Below are 21,158 nucleotides of genomic sequence, written 5' to 3' on the forward strand. Positions count from 1 at the left end.
GCAATTTTCGACCATCCGCCGGCAAGTTCGCGATGGAGTTGAACCCCATCGCCAGAAAGCGATCCGCAGGCCATGACGGGGGCGCAAAGCGGCCGCAAATCCGGCTATGCTGGCCGCATCGTCAATCCGGCGATCCCGCCTTCGGAGTCCCTCGTGCGTCGCCTCGTTCTCGCCCTGACCTTTGCCGGCCTGACGCTTGGTGCCTGTGCCACGGTCGAGCCGGGCCCCTCGACGACGACGCCGGTCGCCTATGCCTGCAGCGGAGGCCGGAGTTTCACCGCCACCTATCCAGCGCGCGGCGACCAGGCCATCGTCTCGGCCGGCGGGGTGACCAAGGCCCTGCCCCTGGCGCGTTCCGCGTCGGGCGCGCGATATGCCAAGGGCCCGTTCCAGATCTGGAGCAAGGGCGACGATGCCAGCCTGGATGGCTTCCCGGGTGGCCCCTATGATGCCTGCCAGGCCCGCTGAGGGACCCCTCTTGGACAGTTTTCCCGCCTATTTCCCCCTCGCCGGCCGCAAGGTCGTGATCGCCGGCTCAGGCGACGGTGCCGACAACAAGGCCCGGCTCTTCGAGGGGTCGCCGGCCACGGTCGTGCGGATCGATGGCCATGCCGCCTTCCTGCCGGGGACCTATGCCGGGGCAGTCCTGGCCTTCATCGCCAGTGAGGACGAGGTCTTTATCCAGGCCGCGGCCGCCGCCGCCCGCGCCGCGCGGGTCCTGGTCAATGTGGTCGACAAGCCCGCCCTCTGCGACTTCAACACCCCGGCGGTCATCGATCGGGGCGAGGTGGTGGCGGCCGTCGGGACGGGCGGGGCCTCGCCGGTGCTGGCCACCCTGCTGCGCAATGACATTGAGGCCCAGGTGCCGGAGGGCGCCGGCCGGGTTGCCGCCCTGCTGCGCCGTTTCCAGGACGAGGTCCGCAAGACCCTGCCCGCCATGCATGAGCGCCGCTCGTTCCTGCGCGATGCGGCGACCGGCGAGGCGGCCCAGGCGGCGATGTCGGGCGACATGGAAACCGCCGGGCGACTGTTCCGAGAGGCCCTGGCCAAGGGCTCGGCCCGCCGTGGCCGGGTGCGCTTCATTGCCGGCAAGGGCCCGTCGGATCTGCTGACCCTGCGCGCCGTCCGGGCCCTGTCGGCGGCCGATGCCTTGGTCTTCGATCCAGACGTCGATCCGCAGATCCTGACCATGGCCCGCCGAGACGTCGAGCGGATCACGCCCCACGAGGCCACGGCCGAGCGGTTGATCCAGCTGGCCTCCGAAGGTCGACAGGTCGTGCGCCTGATCACCGCGCCGGTCGAGCCGGCCCTGGTCCAGGCCCTGACCGCCGCCGACGTTGCGGTCGAGGTCCTGCTTTCAGCCCCGGCGAACTAGGGCGGCTTCCGATAAGTGTGAAACGGTTATCGGATTGAGGAACGCTCTGAACGTCTGATCTGGAGCCCTTTCCATCCGCCCCTGATGAAGCCATCAGGGGCGGAGAGGGCTCTGGGGCCTTTTTACACCGAGTCCAGGGCCCGGCCCTTGGTCTCGGGCAGCAGGAACAGGGTCGTCAGGACACTGACCAGGGTGAAGAACACCGGATACCACAGGCCCGCATAGATATTGCCGACCGCCGTGACGATGGCGAAGGCGAAGAATGGCACGAAGCCGCCCACCCAGCCGGTGCCGATGTGATAGGGCAAAGACAGGGCGGTATAGCGCACCCGGGTCGGGAACAGCTCAACCAGACAGGCCGCCAGCGGGCCGAACAGGGCGGTCGCCGCGATCACGAAGACCAGCAGCACGCCGAACATTCCCACCAGGTTCATCCGGGCCGGATCGGCCTTGGCCGGATAGCCCGCCGCCGTCAGGGCCGCCTTGATCCGGGCTTCGGTGTCCGCCTTGACCGCCTTGGTTTCGGCTTTCGACAGGCCCTCGGCGCTGGGCGAGGCAACCACGACGTCGCCGACCTTCATCACCGCCGGGGTACCGGCCGGGGCTTTCTGATTGTCATAGGAGACCCCGGCATTGGCCAGGGTGCTCTTGACGATGTCACAGGACGACACGAAGGCGGCCTTGCCGACCGGGTCGAACTGCAGGGCGCAGTCTGCAGGATCGGCAATCACCGAGACCGGTGACCTGGCCGAGGCCTCGGCAAGGGCCGGATTGGCGGCGCGTTCGAGCAGGTGGAAGCCGGGGAAGTAGAAGACCAGGGCCAGGGTCATGCCCGCCAGCATGACCGGCTTGCGGCCCACCTTGTCCGACAACCAGCCGAACACGACGTAGAAGATCGCGCTGACCGCCGTGGCGGTCATCATCAGGGCATTGATTGTGACCGGATCGACCTTGAGGAACTTCTCCATGAAGGTCTGGACATAGAAGAAGCTCGTGTACCAGACGGCCCCCTGGGCACACATCATCGACAGGAAGGCCAGGATGACCAGCTTCATGTTCTTCCATTGGCCGAAGGCTTCGGCATAGGGTGCCTTCGAGGCCTCGCCCTCTTCCTTCATCTTGGCGAAGGCCGGGCTCTCGGTGAGCTTCAGGCGCATCCACACAGAGATGCCGAGCAGGCCGATCGAGACGGCGAACGGGATCCGCCAGCCCCAGGCGTCAAAGGCTTCAACGCCGACAGCGGCGCGAGTGGCCATGATCACCAGCAGGGCGCCGAAGAGGCCAAAGGCGGCCGAGGTCTGAACCCAGGAGGTCGACCAGCCACGCTTGTCGGGGGGCGAGTGCTCGGCGACATAGATCGCGGCGCCGCCATATTCGCCGCCGAGGGCGAAGCCCTGCAAACAGCGCAGGATGATCAGCAGGATCGGCGCGATGATACCGGCCTGCTCATAGGTCGGCAGGAAGGCGATGGCGAAGGTGGCACCGCCCATCAGCAGCACAGTGGCGAGGAACGCGCCCTTGCGACCGGCCTGGTCGCCGATCTTGCCGAAGACCAGAGCCCCCAGAGGCCGGAAGGCAAAGCCGACCCCGAACAGGGCCAGGGCGGCGATATAGCCGGCGGCGTCGGGCAGGCCGGTGAAAAAGGTCTTGGAAATGACCTGGGCCAGGCTTCCGAAAATGAAGAAGTCGTACCACTCGAAGGCGGTGCCGGCCGACGAAGCCGCCACCACTGTCCGCATGGATGCGCCCTCTTCCTGGGTCGTCTGGTCGGTCATTCGGGGTCCCCTTGAGCTGTCACACGCTCTTCGACGACTGCTTTAGCGTGGTTCGATCGTCGGGGAAACTCAGGCGACAGCGGTCTCTGAAATCGGCACGCTATCGGCCAGCCGCAGGATTTCGGTGACCAAGGCCGTCGGGGAGATCGGCTTGGCCGCGACCCCGTCCATGCCGGCGGCCAGATAGGCTGCGCGTTGGTGAGCCATGACATTGGCGGTCAGGGCAATGATCGGCGTTTTTCCGGCCAAGCCCGGCAGGGCGCGGATCCGCCGGGACGCCTCGAGCCCGTCAATCCCCGGCATCTGTACATCCATCAGCACCAGATCGAAGCCCCCCTCGCGGACAGCCTCGACGCCGGACTGGCCATTGTCGGCCAGGTGCACCACCGCCCCCAGCTGCTCCAGGATCCGCGACGCCACCAGCTGATTGGTCGGATTGTCCTCGACCAGCAGGATCCGCAGGCCGGCCAGAATGTCGGCCGAGGCCGGACCGATCGGCATCGGGGCGGCGCAGGCCGGCGCGGCAATGGTCAGGGTGAAGCGGGAGCCGACGCCAGGTTCGGACTGGAAGACGACCTCGCCGCCCAGCATCTGGGCCAGGCGCCGGGTGATGGCCAGGCCCAGGCCCGAGCCGCCGAACCGCCGGGTGGTGCTGGCATCCCCCTGCTCGAAGCGCTCGAACAGCCGCGACTGAACCTCGGTCGGCACGCCAACCCCGGTGTCGATGACGTCAAAGGCGATCATCGGACCGTCCGCGGCCTCAAGGCGACGCGCCCGGACCGTCACCGTGCCCTGCAGGGTGAACTTCACGGCATTGCCGATCAGGTTGAACAGGGCCTGACGCAGGCGGGTCGGATCGGTGCTGATCCAGCCCAGGGGCGGTGCGTCGATCACCAGGTCCAGACCCTTGGTCTCGGCCTGGGCGGCCATCAACCGTCCCACGCCCTGCAACAGGTTCAGCGGATCAACGGCCTCGGGGTGAATCTCCAGCTTGCCGGCCTCGATGCGCGAGATGTCGATCACGTCATCCAGCAGGGTCGACAGCATCTGGCCGCAGGCCAGGGCCTCACCCAGCAGGTCCTCGGCCTCGACCGGCAGACCCTGGCGCTTCAGCAGATGCATGACGCCGAGCACGCCGTTCATCGGCGTCCGGATCTCATGGCTCATATTGGCCAGGAACTGGGCCTTGGCTTCACTGGCAGCCTGGGCCTCGCGCTCGGCGGCCACCAGGGCCAGTTCGGCCCGCTTGCGTTCGTCGATGTCGAGGATCAGGCCGAAGGCCTTGCGGATCCGCCCGTTGGCATCGCGGCGCACCTCGTGAAACACCCGCATCCACCGGGCCTGCCCGGCGACATCCAGCATGCGGGCGTCGAAGACCTGGGGGCCGCCCTGTCGCCAGACAGGGGCGGAGGCCTTCAGGGCCTCACGATCCTCGGGATGCAACATCGGCCAGACGGCCTCGCGCACATCCTCATAGGCAATGCGCCGCCCGAGCATGCGATGAAACTCCGGCGATCCCCAGAAGGACCGGCTGGCATGATCGATTTCATAGACCCCGGCCCGCGCCGCACCGAGGGCCGTGCGTAACCGGCGGGCATTGACGTGGGCCTCGCGGCGGGCGTCGGCCAGGGCGGTAACGTCGTCCATATAGGTGATGACCCCGACGATCGCGCCGGAGGCATCGCGCCAGGGCCGGGCTTCCCAGCGCAGGCTGTGTTCGCCCCCCTCGGCGTCATGCAGCCGATCCTCCCTCCGGGCGACCACCTCGCCGGACAGGGCCCGGGTCACGGCCGAGACAAAGCGCCGGCGACTGCCGTGGGTCAGGTCGTGCAACGACTTGCCGATCACCTCCGCTTCGGTCGAGCGAAAGACCTCGAGGAATCGCGGGCTGACCACCTGCAGGCGCAGGTCGCGATCATAGACGGCCACCGCGAACGGGGCTTCCTCGACCAGTTGCCGGGCCCGGCGTTCGCCCCAGAGGGCCGCGTCGCGGCTGCGCACGACATCGGTGACATTCTGCGAAATCCCGGTCAGGGCGAACAGGCCGCCGTCCAGCGGCTCGGCCCGATAGGTCGACCTCAGGGTGAACCACTGATCGTCGCGACCGCGCAGCCGGAATTCCACCGCCCCGGCTTCGCCGGAACGGACCGCCTTGCGAAGAATATCGGCCACCTCGGTTCGCTGATCATCGTCCAGCCGGGCCAGAAAGGCGTCGGCGCTGTCCAGGTCGCTGGGCGACAGGCCAGTGGCGGTCAGGGCGTCAGGCGTCCAGTCGATGTGCTCGGTCACCGGATCATAGGTCCAGACGCCGATTCCGGCCGCCTCGGCGAGGATCTCCCGGGTTCGGGTGGCTGCTACCTCGACCGAAACGTCATGCAGGGTGCCGACCATTTCACCGCCGGGGCCCAGGTGCGAGCGCCCCTCCAGCCAGACCGTCCCGCCGTCCTTGCACAGGACCCGCAGGCGATTGACGGTAAAGCCGGTCTCGCGAAGCCGCCGGCCAGTGTCAATCAGTTCACCATGGCTCTCGGCATGCAGGAACTTGATACAGGCCCGGCCGACCAGATCCTCCGGCGACCAGCCCGTCAGGGCCTGCCAGGCCGGATTGACCACCGAGAACCGGCCGTCCGGCGTGACGACGGCGAACAGGTCCTTGGCATGGGCGAAGAACCAGCGGGCCGCTTCCGCCTCACCGAATGGCAAGGGCGCGAGCAGGGTCGCGTCGGAGGACGGGGAAGACGGCATCGGGGCTCCGGGTGATCGCGCGAGGGATCGTGGGGCCCTTTGGTAAAGGGAGTGTTGCCTTGCACACCAATGTTCGCCGAGTGCGCTCGTCGAGCGTCAGACCTCGGCCCATTGCCGCAGCAGGTTGTGATAGGTTCCGGTCAGGGCCAGAATCGAGGGATCAGCCGCGCCCACCGTGCCCGACAATCGCTGGATAGCGACATCCATGTCCAGCAGCAGCGACCGGCGGGCATCCTCGCGCACCAGGCTCTGGATCCAGAAGAAGCTGGCCGTGCGGGTTCCCCGGGTCACCGGCGTCACATGGTGCAGGCTGGAGGCCGGATAGAGGATCAGGTCGCCGGCCGAAAGCTTGACCGCATGGCTGCCATAGAGGTCGTCAACCACCAGCTCGCCGCCGTCATAGTCCTCGGGTTCGGACAGGAAGAGGGTCGCCGACAGGTCGGTGCGCAGGGTCTGGCCGGTGACCGGATCACGGCGCACGGCATTGTCGATATGGTCGCCAAAGCCCATGCCCTGGCCATAGCGATTGAACATCGGCGACAGGATCGTCCGGGGCAGGGCCGCCGAGACGAACAGGGGGTTGCGCTCCAGCGCCGCCAGGAGGATCGCCCCGACCGTCCGGGCCGCCTCGCCGGTTTGCGGCAGCTGCTGGTTCTGCTTGGCCAGGGCCGCCTGGAAGCCCGAGGTCAGGTTGCCGTCGACCCAGGGGGCGGCGTCGAGGATCGCCCGGCATTCGGCCACCTGGACCTTGGTCAGGACTTCGGGAATCTGCAGCATCATGATCGAAATTCCGTAGGTCGGACATGAAGGTGCCCCGTCCGGCATGGGCCTGCCGGACGGGGCGAACGCCAAGTCGAGAGGGGAGTCTCAGTACTTGACGTTGACGGTCAGCATCGTCTGACGGGCCGGCGCGGGGTCGGCGTGGTGAACGCCGTTGGTGCGCAGGATATAGCGCTCGTCCGTCAGATTCTGGACATTGAGCTGCAGGTCGATGCGGTCGTTCATGGCCCATGAGGCAAAGGCGTCATAGCGGGTATAGGCCGGGGCATGGACCCGGTTGACGCCGCCCCCGGCCCCGCCCTGGTTGCCACCGAAGCTTCTGGAGACATGGTAGGCCCCGCCGCCGAGGGCGATCTTGCGGGTCACGCGATAGGTCGAGAACAGGCTGAGGCTGTGCCTGGGTGTATTGGCCAGGGGGTCACCCTGGTTGACGCCATTATAGGCCCCGCGCACCAGTTCGCTGTCCAAATAGGTATAGCCGCCGAACACCTGCCACCTGGCCGTGACATGGCCGGAGATCCCCAGTTCAACGCCCTGGACCATGGCTTCACCGACCTGCTCATAGACGCCGGCCGCAACCTGGATCTGGGCGTTCTTGCGCTCTGTGCGGAACAGGGCCCCCGACAGGGCCAGACGGTCGCCGAACAGGGTCCACTTGCCCCCCAGCTCGGCGCTGGTGGTGTCTTCCGGGTCCAGCAGGGTGGTCGCCAGATTGCCCGTGCCCGTGCCGGTCGCCGTGTTCTGGTCGCCGGCCGAGATGGTCGGCGGCGTCGAGGAGGTGGCATAGGAGCCATAGAGGCTGGAGGCGGCGGTCGGCTTGAACACAAGCCCGACCTGGTAGTTGAAGAAGTCCCACTCGGCTTCCGGCACGTTGGTGAAGACCGCGCTGGTGATCACGCCGCTGGCGCTGGTCACCGTCACATTGGTGCCACGGGTGTTGTAGACGTCATAGCGGCCGCCAAGATTGACCTGCAACCGGTCGCTGAGCTTGATCGTGTCGAAGCCATAGATCGCTGCACTCTTTGTCACCGAGCGGGCCGCTGGGGCGCGGGTGATGCTGCCGCTCCAGCTGTCATCGGGGTTGGGGGCATAGAGCCGGGTGCAGTCGCCTGCTCCCGCTGCGGTGACATTGGCCGTGAAGCCCACCGGGCAGGCCGAACCCGAGCGGGTGAAGACCACATAGGTGGCGTTCTCATTGATCTCGCGGGCCAGCTCGAGACCGAGATTGAACCGGTTCTCCACCGTCCCGAGATCAAACCTGCCACTGAAATCGGTGACCGCCGCGACCGTGGTGGTCGGGTTCCAGCGTGACTTGGTGCCGCGCTTCATCCACCAGTCGCCGGCCACGAACTGGGCCACGCCGCCGTCGCCGGGATTGGTGACGACATAGTCGTTCAGCGACCTGGAATAGCGCACCGCCTGGCGGACGGAAAAGTCGTCATTGATCTGATGGTTGAAGATCAGGGTGGCGATATCGGCCCGGGTCTTCAGGAAGTCGCGCGCCGACAGGCCGTAAAAGGCGTCGGGAGACACGTCTATAATGCCGCTCGGGGGACGGGTGCGACCGTCGGTTCCGGCCGTGCCCCAGCTGCGCTTGGCCGCCAGGGGTATGCCGTAGTCGGGGTCCTGTTCTGTCTCCAGATGATAATAGCTGGCCGTCACCTGGGTGTCGGTGCCGAGGCCGAAGGCCAGGGACGGAGCAACGCCCCAGCGTTTGAAATCGACACTGTCGCGGCCGGGCGTATCGCCTTGCGTGTACATGAGGTTCAGACGAACCGCCGCCGTCTCGCCCAGGGCCTGGTTGGCATCGACCGTGCCGCGAATATTGGCGTCGGTGCCGGCGGCGAGGGAGCCGCGCAGGAAGCTGACCGGCTTGGGCGACTTGGAGCCCAGATTGATGCTGCCACCGCCCGAGCCACGGCCGCTATAGACCGAATCCGGCCCCTTGATGACCTCGACCTGTTCGAGATTGAAGACCTCGCGGGTCTGGCCGCCGCTGTCGCGGATACCGTCGACGAAGACATTGTTGCCCGAAGCCTGGCCCCGGATGAACGGCCGGTCGGCCAGGGGCTGACCGCCCTCGCCCGCCCCGAAGGTAATGCCCGGCGAGGTGCGCAGAATGTCCTGCAGCGAGGTCGCGGCGGTCTGCTCGATGATCTTGTTGGAGATCACCGTGATCGAGCGCGGCGTGTCGACCAGCGGGGCGGTGTACTTGGCCGACTGGACGTCGGTGGCCTTGTGGCCGTCGACCTTGACCGCCGAGATCTCGGTTGCGTCGGCGGGGGCGGTCGCCAGGGCGGTCGAGGCCGGGGCCGGGGCCGGGGCCTCGGCGGCCTGGGCCAGGCCCGCGCCAAAGGCCAGGCCGGCGACGCCGGCCACGGCGGCGGCGCCCAGGGCGCGGCGCTGCCGGCTGACAATGCCCGGCAGGGCCGGATCACGGGGGCTCACATTACGCATCACAAATCCTGTCTGCAGAGGGGCGACGATCCCGCGCGCCCTGTCTGATATTGCGAAGCGTTCTTATCTAGAGCCTTGCGACAGCGCAATGATAATCATTCTCAATAATGATCCGGGCCGTCAGACGGGCGACGACCAGCCGCGCCTGCTGTAAGGACATCGCGGCGGGGCCGCAGTCTGCGGGCCCGGTCAGCCCGGGAAGACCCATGACGGCCATGATCATCCGAACCCTGATCGGCGGGGCCGTGGCCCTGGACCTGGCCGGCGCGGCCCAGGCCTCCGACCTCAAGGCCTGCTCCCTGCCGCGCGACGTGGTGCCGGCCCCGGCCGAGGTGCCGCCGGCGGACCAGATCCACACCGACATTCCGATCGCGGCCTATCTGCTGGCACTCTACTGGTCGCCCGAGGCCTGCCGGTCGAACATCCCGGAATCGGACAAGGCCATTCAGTGCGAGGCCAACAGCTTCGGCTTCACTGTCCACGGCCTGTGGCCCAATGGGCCCGACCGCGTCCACCCCCGCTATTGCCGGCCCAGCCCGCCGCTCAGCCTGAAGACGGTGAAGGCCAATCTCTGCATGACCCCCTCGCCCTGGCTGCTGCAGCATGAGTGGCAGGCCCACGGCACCTGCGACTGGAAGACGCCCGAGGCCTATTTCAAAAAGGCCCGCGCCGTGCGCGCCGGACTGAACGTGCCCGACCTGCAGCCCGATGCGAACGGGACCATGACCGCCGGCCAGGTGCGCGCCGCCTTCCTGACCCGCAATCGGGGCCTGAGGGCCGAGGGCCTGAATGTCCGGGTCAACCGCGACAATCGCCTGACCGAGGTCTGGGTGTGCCTGGACCTGAAGTTCAAGCCGGCCGCGTGTCGTGGCGGCAACGGCACACCGGACCCGGTGACGATCCGGGTGACGCCGAAGCGGTAGACACAGGTTCGCAGCCTCGCCGGTTTGACCGGCGAGTGGGGAGGCGGCGGAGCGTCCGGGCCAGGCCCGGAGGAGTGTGATTGGAGTACCGTTTCGGCCGTGGCCGGAGCGCTCCGCGCGGTTGTTATCCCTCTGGCCGGGGCGCGCGGGTCTGGTTCAACCCTTCACCCCACCCGGATCTTGCCCTCCTCGCGACGGACTTGAGCCTTGGGCTGCAGCCACGCCGATTCCGGAGGGACCCGGAGCGAACCTTCGGACGGGCGGGGGCCTTGGCCTTCCCCCGATGGACAGGTTTACGTCCCCTGCCCTCTTGAACCCGTTCAACCGCCCCCACCGCGCGTCAGGTCGCCAGCTGGACGCCCTCCCCTGCGATGGGGCGAGGAGAAGTATGGGGCAGGTTTTGGGGGTGATGCGTCGATTTTGCATCGTGACGCTGGGTGGCGGGGTCAGGGCGTTGAAGTGGCTGGGGGCGAGGGTCGCGTATCCCCATACGGGAACGAGGATAGAGGCCCCCAAAACGCCACCGTCATTCCCGCCCTTGTGGCGGGAACCCCTCGGTCCGGCGCAGGTGGGGAAGGGGCGAAGTGCGCGCGCCCTTCGCTGGCGTCTCACGTGTCAGCTGAAACAGGGGTTCCCGCCACAAGGGCGGGAATGACGGCTGTGAGGAATGGCTGAACACCTACTTTCCTATTCAGCAGGTGCGCCCTTCGCCCCCCTCGGGCGGAGCCATCCTTACATCTCACGGCGAGACGATCGCCGAGGCGTACAGGTCTCTCAAGGACGACGCTCTCGCGTCGCCGCGGAGCGGCGGCCCGCAGGGCCGTCCTTGACAGACCTGTACGCCTCGGCACGCTGCAGCCTCCAAGAGATGTAAGGATCGCACCGACCCTGGAGGTCGGCGGGCGAGCCTTGTGCGAAGATTGGAACGACTCCTGTGGAAGGCGCCATGTCCAAAGTACTCTCAGCCGTCGCGGCCTTAGCGACCGTGCTAGTCGTCGGCTGCTCCCCGCGTGCCCACGAGGTAAGCCATCCCTTCTACGTCACGAATATTGCCGACGGCGACGAGCGTGCACTCTTTCGCTGTCCGGACGGTCCAAAGGGCGGATGCGCGATCGACGGGCTGCCGGGCCCAGATGTGTTCGCCGCTGGCGGCGACGCCACACACATCGTGGTCGCGCGACGTCATGCTAGCCAAGACGAGTACTTCTATTTCCGCCGTGTTGCTGAGGAAACGCGAGGGTGGGGCAACAATCCCGAGCAGGTAGTCGGACCTTTGCCAAAGTCGCAGTTCGAAGCGGACGCCAAACGTTTGGGATTGCCCGAATTGGTTCGTCTGCCGCGATAGAACTGGCGGCCGTCCAACACTCATCGTCGGGCCCAGCCGAAATCACGCCCCCCAAACGCAAAACGGGCGGCCCCTTTCGGAGCCGCCCGCTGCATTCCGTCCGGAAAAACCGGGCTGAAAAGGCTTAAGCCTCTTCGGCCGCCGCTTCCTTCTTGGACAGGTCTTCGCCAGTTTCCTGATCGACAACCTTCATCGACAGCTTGGTCTTGCCGCGATCGTCGAAGCCGAGAAGCTTGACCTTGACGATCTGGCCTTCCTTCAGCACGTCCGACGGCTTGGCGACGCGTTCGTTGCTGATCTGGCTGACGTGGACGAGGCCGTCCTTGGCGCCGAAGAAGTTCACGAAGGCGCCGAAATCGACGACCTTGACGACCTTGCCGTCATAGATCGCGCCGACTTCAGCTTCCTGGGTGATCGACTTGATCCAGTCGATGGCGGCCTTGATCTTGGCGCCGTCCGAGGCCGAAACCTTGACCGTGCCTTCGTCGTTGATGTCGACCTTGGCACCGGTGGTGGCGACGATCTCGCGGATCACCTTGCCGCCGGTGCCGATCACTTCCCGGATCTTGTCGGTCGGGATGGTGATGGTTTCGATCTTCGGCGCGTAGTCGCCGACTTCTTCGCGCGGCGCATCCATCGCCTTGTTCATCTCGCCGAGGATGTGCTCGCGACCGCCCTTAGCCTGGGCCAGCGCTTGCTTCATGATCTCTTCGGTGATGCCGGCGATCTTGATGTCCATCTGCAGCGAGGTCAGACCCTCGCTGGTGCCGGCCACCTTGAAGTCCATGTCGCCCAGGTGATCTTCGTCGCCGAGGATGTCGGACAGAACGGCGAAGCCGTCCTTTTCGAGGATCAGGCCCATGGCGATGCCCGAGACCGGACGGACCAGCGGAACGCCCGCGTCCATCATGGCCAGGGAGGCGCCGCAGACCGTGGCCATCGAGGACGAGCCGTTCGACTCGGTGATCTCGGAGACCAGACGGATGGTGTAGGGGAAGTCTTCCTTGGCCGGCAGCATCGGGCGCAGGGCGCGCCAGGCCAGCTTGCCGTGGCCGATTTCGCGGCGGCCGGGGCTGCCCATCCGACCGGTTTCACCGACCGAGAAGGGAGGGAAGTTGTAGTGCAGCAGGAAGGATTCCTTGTAGGTGCCTTCCAGGGCGTCGATGAACTGCTCGTCATCGCCGGTGCCCAGGGTGGCGACCACGATGGCTTGCGTTTCGCCGCGGGTGAACAGGGCCGAGCCGTGGGTGCGCGGCAGGATGCCGACTTCACCGAGGATCGGACGCACCTTGTCGACGGTGCGGCCGTCGATGCGGATGCCGGTGTCGAGGATGGAGCGACGGACGATGTCGGCTTCCAGTTCCTTGAACACCGAGATCAGCTTCAGCGGATCGATACCGGCCGGATTGGTGTCGCTCTTGGCGAAGGTGTCGACGGCCTTGGACTTGGCGGCCGACAGGGCGGCAACGCGGTCGCCCTTGGCGCGGATGGTGTAGGCGGAGGCCAGGTCGGCGCCGACGGCCTTCTTCACTTCGGCCTTCAGGGCGTCGGTGTCTTCCGGCTGGAAGTCGAAGGGTTCCTTGGCGGCGTGTTCGGCCAGTTCGATGATGCCGTCGATCACGGCCTGCATCGACTTGTGGGCGAAGCTGACGCCGCCCAGGACGACCTCTTCCGAGAGTTCCTGGATTTCGGATTCGACCATCATCACGGCGTCGGCGGTGCCGGCCACGACCAGGTCCATCTTGCTGTCCTTCAGCTCGTCGAGCGTCGGGTTCAGGATGTATTCGCCACCGACATAACCGACGCGGGCCGCGCCGATCGGGCCCATGAACGGGGCGCCGGAGATCACCAGGGCGGCCGAGGCGGCGACCATGGCGACGATGTCGGGATCGTTCTCGAGGTCATGCTGCAGCACGGTGCAGACGACCTGGACTTCGTTCTTGAAGCCCTTGACGAACAGGGGGCGGATCGGACGGTCGATCAGGCGGGAAACCAGGGTTTCCTTCTCCGACGGACGACCTTCGCGCTTGAAGAAGCCGCCCGGGATCTTGCCCGCGGCATAGGTCTTCTCGATGTAGTTGACGGTCAGGGGGAAGAAGTCCTGGCCGGGCTTGGCTTTCTTGGCGAACACGGCAGTGGCCAGGACGACGGTTTCGCCCATGGTGGCCAGAACGGCGCCGTCAGCCTGACGGGCGATGCGACCGGTTTCGAGGACCAGCGTCTTGCCGCCCCACTCGATCGTCTTGCGCATGATTTCGAACATTTTTGCTTCTTTCGGTTCCGAAGGACCCATTTCCTTCCGGACGGACAGGGGCGGGCGGCCGAGTGGCGGTCCCGAGAATTCCTCATCCAGTTCGACAGGCGTCCGGGGATCATGATCTCCGGCTTACGTATTCGGAACCGCATGTGGCGGATCCGCAGCGACCTTCGTTTCAGCCTGTCTCGAAACGGAGGCCCAAAAGTGCGTTCGGCCGCCCTGCCGGAGCAGGGCGGCCGACTGCGCCAGAACTAGCGGCGCAGACCCAGCTTTTCGATCAGAGCCGTGTAACGGCCCAGGTCGGACTTCTTCAGGTGGTCGAGGAGGCTGCGACGCTGGGAAACCATCATCAACAGACCACGACGGCTGTGGTTGTCCTTCTTGTGGGTCTTGAAGTGCTCGGTCAGGTTGGCGATGCGCTCGGAGAGGATCGCGACCTGGACTTCGGCGCTGCCGGTGTCACCCTCGGTGCGGGCGTGTTCGGCGATAAGAGCGGTCTTGCGCTCGGCAGTGATCGACATCGGGCTGTCTCCGCTCAGGTGAGTTGAAAGACCCGCACCGGATTGAGCCGTCCGGCGCGCATCTCGCACAGGGCCACCAGTCTCTCTCCCACCATGGCGGAAACGGTTCGATCGCCGGGCGTGAGCTCGGCTTTCAGCGTTTCAACCTGCCTTGGGAGCAGAACAATGGCGCGTCCCTGCGCAAGCCGGAAGGCGTCTTCATCGGTCACGGCCAGCGCCGGGATGTCGTCCAGCGCGGTCTCGACCGGAAGCAATGCCTCCGACAGGCGGGCCTCATAGCTCAAATTCTCAAGAGTTTCCAGCGCTATCGCCGTCGCCTCGCTGAACCGGCCCACGCGGGTCCGGCGCAGCTGGTCGACATGGCCGCAGGTGCCGAGGGCGGCGGCCAGGTCGCGGGCCACAGCGCGGACATAGGTGCCCTTGCCGCATTCCATCTCCAGCACGATGTGGTCGGCATCGGGGACGTCCAGCACCCGCAGCGCGTGGATCATCACCTTGCGCGTCGCCAGCTCGAACTCGACCCCGTCGCGAGCCAGGTCATAGGCCCGCTCGCCATCGACCTTGATGGCCGAATAGTTGGGCGGGATCTGGTCGACCTCACCGATAAAGGCCGAAAGCTCGGCCTCGACCTGCTCGCGGGTCGGGCGCACGTCGCTGGTGCCGGTCGTCTCGCCCTCGCGGTCGAGGGTGGTGGTGTTGCGGCCCCACTGGATGGTGAAACGATAGGCCTTGTCGGCATCGACCAGGAACGGCACCGTCTTGGTCGCCTCGCCCAGGGCGATCGGCAGGATGCCGGTGGCCAGGGGGTCCAGGGTGCCGGCATGGCCACCCTTCTGGGCATTGAAGGCCCGGCGCACGCGCGACACGGCGCTGGTCGAGGACAGGTCATAGGGCTTGTCCAGGCACAGCCAGCCCGAGACGGGATCGCCCTTCTTGCGGCGCGCCATGCTCAGTCTTCGTCCTGGTCGACCACATCGGACAGGCGGCGCAGGTCCTGCTGCACCACCGGATTGTCGAACAGCCGGTCCATATAGGCGGCCGAGTTGAAGCTCTCGTCGTGGAGGAACTTCAGGTCCGGGGTGAACTTCATGTCGATGGTCTTGCCCAGGCGTCCGCGCAGGAACTTGGCGACGCGGTTGAGGCCGGCGACCACGACCTCGGGACTGCCCAGCTCGACCACGATCCGCGACGGCGACGAGGCCTCGCGGTCGATCTTCGGCGCGATGCCGGCACCCAGGGGCTCGACGAAGCAGATGGCGTGGCGCAGGTCCGGGGACATCCGCACCTCGGTGATGGTGACCGAGATATTGGCCAGGGCCGGGTCCTGCAGGTCCTCATGGCGCAGAATGTCGACCAGGGCGTGGCGGATCAGCTCGCCGGCCCGAAGCTGACGTTGCGAGGGGCCCGCAGGGGCGGCCTTGGGAGACTTGTCACTATGGCGCTTCATGGCGCGGATATCCTTGAGGCCCGGCCGGCGGATCGAACACCGGAGCGCGGGGAAAAATGCAAGGCGCGGTCTCTAGGCTTGTGGGGGGGATAAGTCCAGTGCGGGGCGACCTGAGCAAAACGCACATCCACAAACACCCGCTCTCCCCGGCCTTCGCCGGGGAGAGCGGAATAGAAGGGAACGGACCTAGGCCCCCGTCCGCGCCTTGAAGAAGGCGATCACCTTGTCCCGCGTCTGCATGGACGGGCCCAGCGGATCGGCGCGGTCGAGATGCAGGGTCAGGACCGAGTGCGGAGCCATCGGCACGCCCTTGGCCGCATCGGCATCGGAGAGCTCGACCAGATCGACGCGGTCGCCGAACTCGCGCTTCAGGGTCTCGAACCGGGCATCGGGCACCAGCTTGTCGGAGGTGAACCTCAGGGCCATCAGGGACAGGTCCTCGGTCTCGAACCGGGTGCGGGCGCAGCTGATCTCGGCGGCCGAGCAGCCGATCGACCCCGCGCCCTTCTTGCCGAACGGCAGGGAGGGCTGCGACATCACCGGGGCCACCACTGACGGCTCGGTCATCATCGCCAGGGCGAAACCGCCGGTGAAGCACATGCCGACCGCCCCGACGCCCTTGCCGCCACACTCCTTGTGGGCCTGACGGGCCAGGGCGCGCAGCCAGTCGACGATCGGACTGGAACGATCGGTGGCCCAGGCATTGAACTCGCGGCGCACGCACAGGGTCTTGGCGATCTCGCCCAGGGCATAGCCCAGGCTGGCGGTCTTGGCGGGTTTACCGAACAGGCTGGGACAGAAGACCGTCATGCCGGCGGCCGCTACATCGCGGGCAAAGGCCAGCACGCCGGGATGCAGGCCGGGCATTTCATGGATGACGATCACCGCCGGGCCGGTGCCGATCCGGTAGACCTCACGGGTCCAGCGCCCGTCGTCGAACTCGAACCGTGTAAAGCCGTCCAGCGCGCTGGTCATGGTGTTCCCGCCCCCGTTTTGTTGAGGGGGAGCTTGGCTGGCGAACGGCCGACCGGCAAGCCTCAGCGCGCGCCGTTCAGATTGTCGGTCCAGTCTTCCATCGGATCGGGACGATGGCTGTCGGGCAGTTTCCACTCGCCGCGCCAGGAGAAGTCCAGGGTGCCGCAGACCCGGACCTGGCCGGGCGTCTTGGGGTCGTCGCCCAGGGCCTGGATCCGCAGGTCGCGGCGCACGGCAATGCGGCTGAAGCTCAGCCACAGGCGCGTCGCCCGCGGACAGAAGGCGCGGACATAGATCTTGCCCTGCTCGGCCCCGGGATCGACCTCATAAAGGGCGGCATCGGCATCGACGCCCTCGAGACCCGCCAGGCCCCTGGGGCCCAGGTCACGATCCTTGCCCTTGATCAACAGGGCCTGGGCCGGCACGCCCGTCGCCAGCACCTTGATCGGCCTGGCACCGCCCATCAGCCCCTGGTCGAACAGCACGGTCAGGCCCGCACCGGTCAGGCGCCGGGCATCGGCCGAGATCGGGTCATAGGAGAACATCCGCTTTTCGGCATGGGCGGTCGTGGCCAGGGCGGTCAGAAGTATCGCGACAGCCGCACCCAACGCCCGCTCTCCCCGGCGAAGGCCGGGGCCCAGATCGAACCCGCGAGCGCATGCGGTCCCGGGCCGGGTCGTTGGCGCGACATCCCCAAACGCTCCGGATGAATCTGGGCCCCGGCCTTCGCCGGGGAGAGCGGGATTTTGAGAAGCCAAGATACTACCGCTTGAAGTGCAGGTTCGCCGCTTCCGGATCAAAGCCGCTCAGCCGCCAGACCGAGCCCTCGCGGGTGAAGGTCAGCAGGCACGGGCCGTCCTTCTTGGCGGCGCAGACCCGGCCGTCGCCGGCCGGGCGCAGGGCGCTGGCGATGGCGATCCGGCCCGGCAGGGGCTTGTCCGGTGTGTAGCCGTAATAGTTGGCGGCGGCCCGGAAGGTCTCGGGACGGATCAGAGCCTCGCCGGCCAGGTCGGCGACCGGTCCGGCCAGGGCGGCGGCCACGGCCATTAGGCTGTTGTCGGGCTTGCGCTTGCGGGCCTCCTCGAGCAGCCGGGCCTCGAGGGCATATTTCAGGGCCTGACGATCGACCCGGGCGTCGAAGGCGGCCCGGTCGCGGTCACGGATCGCCGTCAGCAGGGCATGGACATCACCGGCCGCGTCATAGCGGTCGGCCGTGGCACAGGCGCTCAGCGACAGGGTCGCAACGGTCAGGGCGAGGAGGGCTTTGATACGCATGCTGAAGGCGTAACGCCGGAATTGGGCGAATTCCAGTCCGATGCGCCCAAACGAAAAAGGCACGGACCTTGCGATCCGCGCCCTTCCGATTTTTCGGGTCTCAAGTCCGGCCCTAGTCAAGCTGGCGCTTGATCTCCTCGACGGTGAAGCACTCGATGGTGTCGCCGACCTTGATGTCCTGGAAGCCGGCGAACATCATGCCGCACTCTTGGCCGGACGGGACCTCATTGACCTCGTCCTTGAAGCGCTTGAGCGTCTGCAGGGTACCCAGTTCGAGCACCACGATGTCCTGACGGATGATCCGGACCTTGGCGCCCTTGCGCACGACACCTTCGGTGACGCGGCAACCGGCGACCTTGCCGACCTTGGAGATGTCGAAGGCTTGCAGCACTTCGGCATTGCCGAGGAAGGTTTCGCGCTGGATCGGGGCCAGCATGCCCGAGAGCACGCCTTTGATATCGTCCAGCAGGTCATAGATGATCGCGTAGTAGCGGATCTCGACGCCTTCGCGCTCGGCCAGCGCCCGCGCCTGGGCCGAGGCCCGGACGTTGAAGCCGATGAGCGGCGCGCCGGCGCCCTTGGCCAGCATGACGTCGCTTTCGCTGATCGCCCCGGCGCCCGACAGGATGATCCGCGCGCGGACCTCGTCGGTCGACATGGCTTCCAGCGACCCGATGATCGCTTCGGCCGAGCCCTGCACGTCGGCCTTGATGACCAGCGGCAGTTCGCGGAACTTCTTGTCCTGCAGCTTGGCCATCATGTCGGCCATGCTGGTGGCACCCGCGCCAACCGGATGCATCGATTTCTCGCGCTTCTGGCGGATACGGTATTCGGTCAGCTCGCGAGCGCGGGCTTCGTTTTCCACCACGGCGAAGGTGTCGCCGGGCGAAGGCACGCCGTCCAGGCCGAGGATCTCGACCGGGGTGGCGGGACCGGCTTCGGTCAGTTGCTCGTTGCGCTCGTTAAGCAGGGCGCGAACCCGGCCGAACTGGCTGCCGGCCACGACGATGTCGCCGCGCTTCAGCGTGCCGCGATTGACCAGCACGGTGGAGACCGCGCCGCGACCCTTGTCGAGCTTGGCCTCGATCACCACGCCGTCGGCGGTGCGGTCGGGATTGGCCTTCAGGTCGAGAACCTCGGCCTGCAGCAGGATGCGTTCGATCAGCTCGTCCAGGCCCTGGCCGGTCTTGGCCGAAACCTCGACGATCTGGGTGTCGCCACCCAGGCTTTCGACCACGATCTCGTGCTGCAGCAGCTCGTTGACCACGCGGGTCGGATCCGAGCCCGGCTTGTCCATCTTGTTGACGGCCACGATGATCGGCACTTCCGCGGCGCGGGCGTGTTTGATCGCCTCGATGGTCTGCGGCATGACGCCGTCATCGCCGGCCACCACCAGGATCACCAGGTCGGTGATATTGGCACCGCGCGCCCGCATCTGCGAGAAGGCGGCGTGGCCGGGGGTGTCGAGGAAGGTGACCTTCTCGCCGTTTTCCAGGCGAACCTGGTAGGCGCCGATGTGCTGGGTGATGCCGCCATGTTCGCCGCTGGCCACATCGGCCTTGCGCAGCGCGTCCAGCAGGCTGGTCTTGCCGTGGTCGACGTGACCCATGACCGTGACCACCGGGGGCCGCGACTCCAGGTGATCGTCGATGTCCTCGGCACCGATGAAGCCTTCTTCGACGTCGGCTTCCGACACGCGACGGACGGTGTGACCAAATTCGGTCGCCACCAGTTCGGCGGTGTCGTTGTCGATGACGTCATTGATCTTCAGCATCACGCCCTGACGCATCAGGAACTTGATGATCTCGACGCCGCGCACGGCCATCCGGTTGGACAGTTCCTGCACGGTGATGACGTCGGGAATGACGACTTCGCGGCTGACCTTGACGACCTCGGCGGGACCACCGCGGCGCTTTTCCTTTTCACGCTCGCGAGCCCGGCGAACCGAGGCCAGCGAACGCATGCGGTCGGCGGAGTCTCCGTCGCCGGCCACGGTCTGAATCGTCAGGCGGCCTTCGCGGCGCACCGGAGCGCCCTTGGCGCGCGACACGGCCTTGCCGGGGGCGGCGGCCTTGCGGCGATCGTCCTCGTCATCGGGCCGGCGGCTGACTTCACCACCGGGACGCGGAGCCGAGCGCATGGCGCGCTGGACTTCCGGCGTGGCCGGGGCAGCGGCCGGAACGCCGGGGCGCGGACCGCGCGGCGGGCCGCCGGGACCCGGACGGGCACCAGGAGCCGGACGCGGGGCCAGGGCCGAATAGCGCACGGTCTGGGTCGGACGGTCACCCTGCGGACGATCGCCTTGCGGGCGGTCGCCCTGGGGCCGGTCACCCTGCGGGCGATCATTGCGGAAACCGCCTTCCGGACGCGGACCCCGGGGGGCGGCGTCAGGGCGCGGGGCGCGCTGGTTGTAGGGTCCGTCCTGGCGCGGCGCGCGCTGGTTGAACGGACGGTCGCCTTGCGGACGGTCGCCCTGCGGAGGACGCTCGCCGGCGGGCGGACGATAGGTCGTGGTCGAGGAGCGATCATCACGACGATCGCGGCTCGGCTCATAGGTGCGGGTCTGGCTCGGAGCCGCCGCACGCGGGGCTTCGGCGCGTGGCGCGACCGGGGCAGCCGGAGCAGGGGTCGGAGCCGGGGTGGGCGCGACAGGTGCCGGCGCAGCGGCGACCGGGGCCGGGGCCGGGGCCGGGGCGGCCGGAACAACGGGCGCAGCCGCCGGGGCGGGCGTCGGAGCCGGAGCCGGTTCAGCAGCCGCCTTGGCCGAAGCAGCGGCCTTGGCAGCCGCCTCGCGGGCAGCCGCCTCGGCAGCGCGAGCCCGGGCCTCATCAGCAGCGCGTTGCGATGCCTGACGGTCCTGGCTCTCGCGGGCCGCTTCAATGGCGCGTTGACGGGCGCGCATCTCGTCCTGCGAGAGGCCGCCGGCCGAACCACCGCCGCCGCCGGAAGACTGGGACGGGCGCGGCTCGTTGGTGTGGCGGCGCTCAGCCGAGGACGGCGCAGCCAGGTTACCGGCCGGCGCGGCATGCGGACGGGTCCGCTTGGTTTCAACCACCACCGTCTTGGTACGGCCGTGGCTGAAGCTTTGCTTCACCACGCCGGCGCTCACCGAGCCCTGGCGGGGCTTCAGTGTGATGGGCGCGCGCCCACCTGGGGTGCCGGGCCGACCGTTATCGTTCTCGTCGCTCATGCGCTCGCTTGTACTTCCGCCAGACCAGGTCTGGCCAAAAACCGTGTGTTCCATGTGAGAAAGGGGCCCGGACGTACCTCCAAGATGGAAGCG

At 67.2% G+C, this 21,158-nt stretch carries 16 protein-coding genes; 4 read left to right on the forward strand and 12 right to left on the reverse strand.

What is annotated here, in order from left to right; translation table 11 throughout:
- The first annotated feature begins 72 nt into the window (after window positions 1–72).
- Entirely contained in the window at window positions 73–468 is a 396-nt protein-coding gene (locus ACW17U_RS16735; RefSeq protein ID WP_062142622.1) for an MliC family protein, read from the forward strand.
- A gap of 10 nt (window positions 469–478) precedes the next feature.
- Entirely contained in the window at window positions 479–1,375 is an 897-nt protein-coding gene (locus ACW17U_RS16740) for an NAD(P)-dependent oxidoreductase (RefSeq protein ID WP_492053921.1), read from the forward strand.
- Window positions 1,376–1,497: 122 nt separating this feature from the next.
- Here the strand turns inward: ACW17U_RS16740 and ACW17U_RS16745 are convergent, their stop codons facing one another.
- From ACW17U_RS16745 to ACW17U_RS16760, 4 genes are all read right to left on the reverse strand, one after another.
- Window positions 1,498–3,150, reverse strand: coding sequence for an MFS transporter (locus ACW17U_RS16745; RefSeq protein ID WP_492053923.1), 1,653 nt, complete (start codon window positions 3,148–3,150; stop codon window positions 1,498–1,500).
- Window positions 3,151–3,219: 69 nt separating this feature from the next.
- On the reverse strand, window positions 3,220–5,895 hold the full coding sequence (locus tag ACW17U_RS16750) for a PAS domain S-box protein (protein WP_492053925.1): 2,676 nt from the start codon (window positions 5,893–5,895) through the stop codon (window positions 3,220–3,222).
- 96 nt (window positions 5,896–5,991) lie between these two features.
- A complete protein-coding gene (locus ACW17U_RS16755) occupies window positions 5,992–6,675 on the reverse strand; it encodes a Fe2+-dependent dioxygenase (RefSeq protein WP_492053927.1) in 684 nt (227 codons plus the stop codon).
- A gap of 87 nt (window positions 6,676–6,762) precedes the next feature.
- Complete coding sequence (locus ACW17U_RS16760; RefSeq protein ID WP_492053928.1) at window positions 6,763–9,132, reverse strand: TonB-dependent receptor; 2,370 nt, start codon at window positions 9,130–9,132, stop codon at window positions 6,763–6,765.
- A gap of 206 nt (window positions 9,133–9,338) precedes the next feature.
- Between ACW17U_RS16760 and ACW17U_RS16765 the strand changes: the two genes are divergently transcribed.
- Window positions 9,339–10,055 carry a ribonuclease T2 gene (locus ACW17U_RS16765; protein ID WP_492053930.1) on the forward strand — a complete coding sequence of 239 codons (717 nt, stop codon included), beginning with the start codon at window positions 9,339–9,341 and terminating at the stop codon, window positions 10,053–10,055.
- A gap of 946 nt (window positions 10,056–11,001) precedes the next feature.
- Window positions 11,002–11,400, forward strand: coding sequence for a hypothetical protein (locus tag ACW17U_RS16770; protein ID WP_492053931.1), 399 nt, complete (start codon window positions 11,002–11,004; stop codon window positions 11,398–11,400).
- 124 nt (window positions 11,401–11,524) lie between these two features.
- Here the strand turns inward: ACW17U_RS16770 and pnp are convergent, their stop codons facing one another.
- From pnp to infB, 8 genes are all read right to left on the reverse strand, one after another.
- The gene (pnp, locus tag ACW17U_RS16775) at window positions 11,525–13,663 is read right to left on the reverse strand and encodes a polyribonucleotide nucleotidyltransferase (protein ID WP_492053933.1); all 2,139 of its coding nucleotides are present in this window, start codon (window positions 13,661–13,663) and stop codon (window positions 11,525–11,527) included.
- 245 nt (window positions 13,664–13,908) lie between these two features.
- Window positions 13,909–14,178, reverse strand: coding sequence for a 30S ribosomal protein S15 (rpsO, locus tag ACW17U_RS16780; protein ID WP_007667263.1), 270 nt, complete (start codon window positions 14,176–14,178; stop codon window positions 13,909–13,911).
- A 14-nt stretch (window positions 14,179–14,192) separates the two neighbouring features.
- Complete coding sequence (truB, locus tag ACW17U_RS16785; protein ID WP_492053935.1) at window positions 14,193–15,125, reverse strand: tRNA pseudouridine(55) synthase TruB; 933 nt, start codon at window positions 15,123–15,125, stop codon at window positions 14,193–14,195.
- A 2-nt stretch (window positions 15,126–15,127) separates the two neighbouring features.
- Window positions 15,128–15,625, reverse strand: coding sequence for a 30S ribosome-binding factor RbfA (gene rbfA / locus ACW17U_RS16790; protein ID WP_062142591.1), 498 nt, complete (start codon window positions 15,623–15,625; stop codon window positions 15,128–15,130).
- Between the two features lie 186 nt (window positions 15,626–15,811).
- A complete protein-coding gene (locus tag ACW17U_RS16795) occupies window positions 15,812–16,600 on the reverse strand; it encodes a dienelactone hydrolase family protein (protein WP_492053937.1) in 789 nt (262 codons plus the stop codon).
- A gap of 62 nt (window positions 16,601–16,662) precedes the next feature.
- Entirely contained in the window at window positions 16,663–17,145 is a 483-nt protein-coding gene (locus ACW17U_RS16800) for a hypothetical protein (protein ID WP_492055757.1), read from the reverse strand.
- 217 nt (window positions 17,146–17,362) lie between these two features.
- Window positions 17,363–17,875: a DUF2939 domain-containing protein gene (locus ACW17U_RS16805; protein ID WP_492053939.1), complete on the reverse strand. Its 513-nt coding sequence runs from the start codon at window positions 17,873–17,875 to the stop codon at window positions 17,363–17,365.
- Window positions 17,876–17,987: 112 nt separating this feature from the next.
- On the reverse strand, window positions 17,988–21,065 hold the full coding sequence (infB, locus tag ACW17U_RS16810; protein WP_492053941.1) for a translation initiation factor IF-2: 3,078 nt from the start codon (window positions 21,063–21,065) through the stop codon (window positions 17,988–17,990).
- Between the last annotated feature and the right edge of the window lie 93 nt (window positions 21,066–21,158).

Source organism: Caulobacter sp. AVps16 (assembly GCF_058681455.1).

Coding starts and splice junctions, on each gene's coding strand:
- ACW17U_RS16735 (WP_062142622.1), top strand. CDS start 73: ATGACGGGGGCGCAAAGCGGCCGCAAATCCGGCTATGCTGGCCGCATC.
- ACW17U_RS16745 (WP_492053923.1), bottom strand. CDS start 3,150: ATGACCGACCAGACGACCCAGGAAGAGGGCGCATCCATGCGGACAGTG.
- ACW17U_RS16750 (WP_492053925.1), bottom strand. CDS start 5,895: ATGCCGTCTTCCCCGTCCTCCGACGCGACCCTGCTCGCGCCCTTGCCA.
- ACW17U_RS16755 (WP_492053927.1), bottom strand. CDS start 6,675: ATGATGCTGCAGATTCCCGAAGTCCTGACCAAGGTCCAGGTGGCCGAA.
- ACW17U_RS16760 (WP_492053928.1), bottom strand. CDS start 9,132: ATGCGTAATGTGAGCCCCCGTGATCCGGCCCTGCCGGGCATTGTCAGC.
- ACW17U_RS16765 (WP_492053930.1), top strand. CDS start 9,339: ATGACGGCCATGATCATCCGAACCCTGATCGGCGGGGCCGTGGCCCTG.
- ACW17U_RS16770 (WP_492053931.1), top strand. CDS start 11,002: ATGTCCAAAGTACTCTCAGCCGTCGCGGCCTTAGCGACCGTGCTAGTC.
- pnp (WP_492053933.1), bottom strand. CDS start 13,663: ATGTTCGAAATCATGCGCAAGACGATCGAGTGGGGCGGCAAGACGCTG.
- rpsO (WP_007667263.1), bottom strand. CDS start 14,178: ATGTCGATCACTGCCGAGCGCAAGACCGCTCTTATCGCCGAACACGCC.
- truB (WP_492053935.1), bottom strand. CDS start 15,125: ATGGCGCGCCGCAAGAAGGGCGATCCCGTCTCGGGCTGGCTGTGCCTG.
- rbfA (WP_062142591.1), bottom strand. CDS start 15,625: ATGAAGCGCCATAGTGACAAGTCTCCCAAGGCCGCCCCTGCGGGCCCC.
- ACW17U_RS16795 (WP_492053937.1), bottom strand. CDS start 16,600: ATGACCAGCGCGCTGGACGGCTTTACACGGTTCGAGTTCGACGACGGG.
- ACW17U_RS16800 (WP_492055757.1), bottom strand. CDS start 17,145: ATGTTCTCCTATGACCCGATCTCGGCCGATGCCCGGCGCCTGACCGGT.
- ACW17U_RS16805 (WP_492053939.1), bottom strand. CDS start 17,875: ATGCGTATCAAAGCCCTCCTCGCCCTGACCGTTGCGACCCTGTCGCTG.
- infB (WP_492053941.1), bottom strand. CDS start 21,065: ATGAGCGACGAGAACGATAACGGTCGGCCCGGCACCCCAGGTGGGCGC.